Raw genomic sequence first — 3,019 nt, 5'->3', positions numbered from 1 at the left:
TGATACCGATGCCATTTTAGTGGAAGTCAAAAGTAAGTTAACTCAAAGGGATGTGGATGAGCATTTACAACGTTTGGCTAAGTTTAAACGGTTAATGCCTCGTTTTCGAGATGTAAAAGCTTTGGGAGCGGTGGCAGCGATAATTGTTCCCAATGAGGTGGCGAGTTACGCTTGTCGTCAGGGTTTATTTGTATTGGTGCAATCAGGGGAAAATGTAATAATTTTAAATGATGCGGAGTTTACGCCCCGGGTTTGGTAGGTTTAGCTTTTTCTCGAAATCTTCTAGATTCTGTGCGATCAGTTTAACTTACAATATGATCGATCTTTGTGTCCTCTGTGTCTTTGTGGTTCGTGCCACTCCCTCGCTAGGAGAGATGTATCAATGATAGAACAGATGAAGAAGCACTTTTTTGTCAGCTATAATGGGCGTGATAAGCAGTGGGCAGAATGGATTGCCTGGATACTCGAAGAAGCGGGTTATTCTGTCATTATTCAAGCTTGGGATTTTCGCCCCGGCAGTAATTTTGTCTTAGAAATGCAGAATGCGACTGTTCAAGCTGAAAAAACGCTCGCTGTTCTCTCCAATAACTACTTAAATGCGCTCTATACCCATCCAGAATGGGCGGCAGCTTTCGCTCAAGATCCTACAGGTCAAAAAAGAACGTTAATCCCTATTCGTGTCTCAGAATGCGAAATTAAGGGGCTGTGGCAACAGATTGTTTATGCAGACGTGGTTAATCTTTCGGAAGCTGAGGCGAAGGATGTGGTTTTAGCCGCATTGCAGGAGAGGGCAAAACCGACGCAAGCACCGGGCTTTCCGGGAGTCAGTCTTCCCCTTGCTGAACGTATTACGCCGCAACGAGTGGATTATCCGGGGGCAGAAGTTCCCCATAATTTAGCCAAGGCGCGTACTGGGGCGGTTAATTTCGTGGGGCGAGAAGATGCAATGACACAACTGCACCACCAGTTACAGCAACAAGAAAGAATTGCGATTACCGCCGTCGTTACGGGCATGGCAGGAGTCGGTAAAACAGAATTAGCACTCCAGTATGCGCTATATCATAAGAAAAAATCGACTTATCCTGGCGGTATTTGCTGGATAGGGGTGCAAGCGGAAACGGTGGGGGTACAACTATTAAATTTTGCTAAGTCGCTGTTGGGTTTGTTTCCCCCAGAAGACTTGAATTTGCGGGGGCAATTGGATTATTGTTGGGCGAGATGGCAACCGCCGGGGGATGTACTGCTAATTTTAGATGATGTGCATCAGTATGGGGAAATCCAAGATTATTTGCCTCCCCAAGAACAACGCTTTAAGGTATTGATTACGACTCGGCAACATTGGCTGGCGGCATCTTTTGAGCAGTTGCGCTTACCCGTTTTAAGCGAATCAGCCGCCCTTGCTTTACTGGAATCTCTGATTGGTGCGTCGCGTCTGCAAGCTGAATTAGAGGTAGGGAAGGGGCTATGTGCGTGGTTGGGGTATTTGCCTTTAGGGTTGGAATTGGTGGGGCGTTTCCTCAAACGGCGTACTAATTGGACGTTGGCAAGGATGCAGCAGCAGTTGATAGATAAGGGTTTACAGTTGTCTGCTTTGCAGAATCCATCGGCAGATATGACGGCGCAAAGAGGGGTAGAGGCTGCTTTTGAGGTGAGTTGGGAGGAGTTGAATCAGCCAGCGCGGGATTTAGGCTGTTTTCTCAGTCTCTTTGCTTTGGCTCCTATTCCTTGGCGGTTGGTGATAGAAAGGTGTTTGTCTGCTGAAGATGAGGAGGAGTTGGAAGAGATTAGAGAGGGACAATTACTAAACCTCAATCTGTTGCAAGCAGTAGAAGGAGAAACTTATCAGTTTTATCCGTTGGTGCGACAGTTTTTTCAAGCTAAGTTAGCACTGCGAGAGGATGGGGATGAGTTGAAACGCTCCTTTTGTCGGGGTATGGTTGAGGAGGCAAAGACTCTTTCTCAATATTTAACCAAGGAGCAAGTAGAAGCCGTCGCCCTATCTATTCCCCATATTGCGGAGTCAGCGACAGAGCTGGAAAAATGGCTGGAGGAGGAGGATTTAATCCCGTCTTTTGGAGGATTGGGACGATTTTATGAGGGACAGGGATTCTACGATTTAGCTGAACCTTGGTATGAGCAATGTCTAGAAGTAACTCTCCGCCGCTTGGGAAAAGAACATCCCGATGTAGCTACTTCTCTTAACAATCTAGCATTATTGTACGAATCCCAAGGAAGGTACGGAGAAGCTGAACCCCTCTATTTACAAGCTTTAGGATTGTATAAACGGCTATTAGGTGACAATCATCCCAATGTTGCGACTTCCCTCAATAATTTGGCAAACTTGTACGAATCCGAAGGAAACTACGCAGAAGCTGAACCCCTCTATTTACAAGCAATAGAATTGTGTAAACGACTATTAGGGGAGAGTGATCCCAATGTTGCTACTTCCCTCAACAATTTAGCATTTCTGTACGATTCCCAAGGCAGGTACACAGAAGCGGAACCTCTCTATCTAGAAGCATTAGATTTGAGGAAACGACTATTAGGTGACAATCATCCAGATGTTGCTTCTTCCCTCAACAATTTAGCAGAATTGTACCATTCCCAAGGCAGGTACACAGAAGCGGAACCTCTCCATCTAGAAGCATTAGATTTGAGAAAACGACTCTTAGGAGACAATCATCCCTCTGTGGCAGCTTCCCTCAACAATTTAGCAGCATTGTACCAATCCCAAGGCAGGTACACAGAAGCGGAACCTCTCCTTCTAGAAGCATTAGATTTGTATAAACGACTCTTAGGAGACAATCATCCCTCTGTGGCACTTTCCCTCAACAATTTAGCAGGATTGTACCGTTCCCAAGGCAGGTACACAGAAGCGGAACCTCTCTATCTACAAGCATTAGATTTGTTAAAACAACTCTTAGGAGACAATCATCCCGATGTGGCACTTTCCCTCAACAATTTAGCACTATTGTACAGTTCCCAAGGCAGGTACACAGAAGCGGAACCTCTCTATCTA

1 protein-coding gene and 1 pseudogene are annotated in these 3,019 nt (G+C 45.7%); both read left to right on the top strand.

Features of this window, described 5'->3' with window-relative positions; all coding sequences use genetic code 11:
• Positions 1-259 (top strand): annotated as a pseudogene (locus O9324_RS01665) (DUF3782 domain-containing protein); the annotation flags it as partial.
• A gap of 123 nt (positions 260-382) precedes the next feature.
• Positions 383-3,019: tetratricopeptide repeat protein (locus tag O9324_RS01660; RefSeq protein ID WP_288139312.1), on the top strand; the 2,637-nt coding region annotated here is incomplete at its 3' end.

Origin of the sequence: Microcystis sp. LE19-84.1B, from assembly GCF_027531875.1 — a bacterium.
Classification (GTDB): Bacteria; Cyanobacteriota; Cyanobacteriia; order Cyanobacteriales; family Microcystaceae; genus Microcystis; species Microcystis panniformis.
This window is presented reverse-complemented; position numbering and strand designations above follow the sequence as displayed.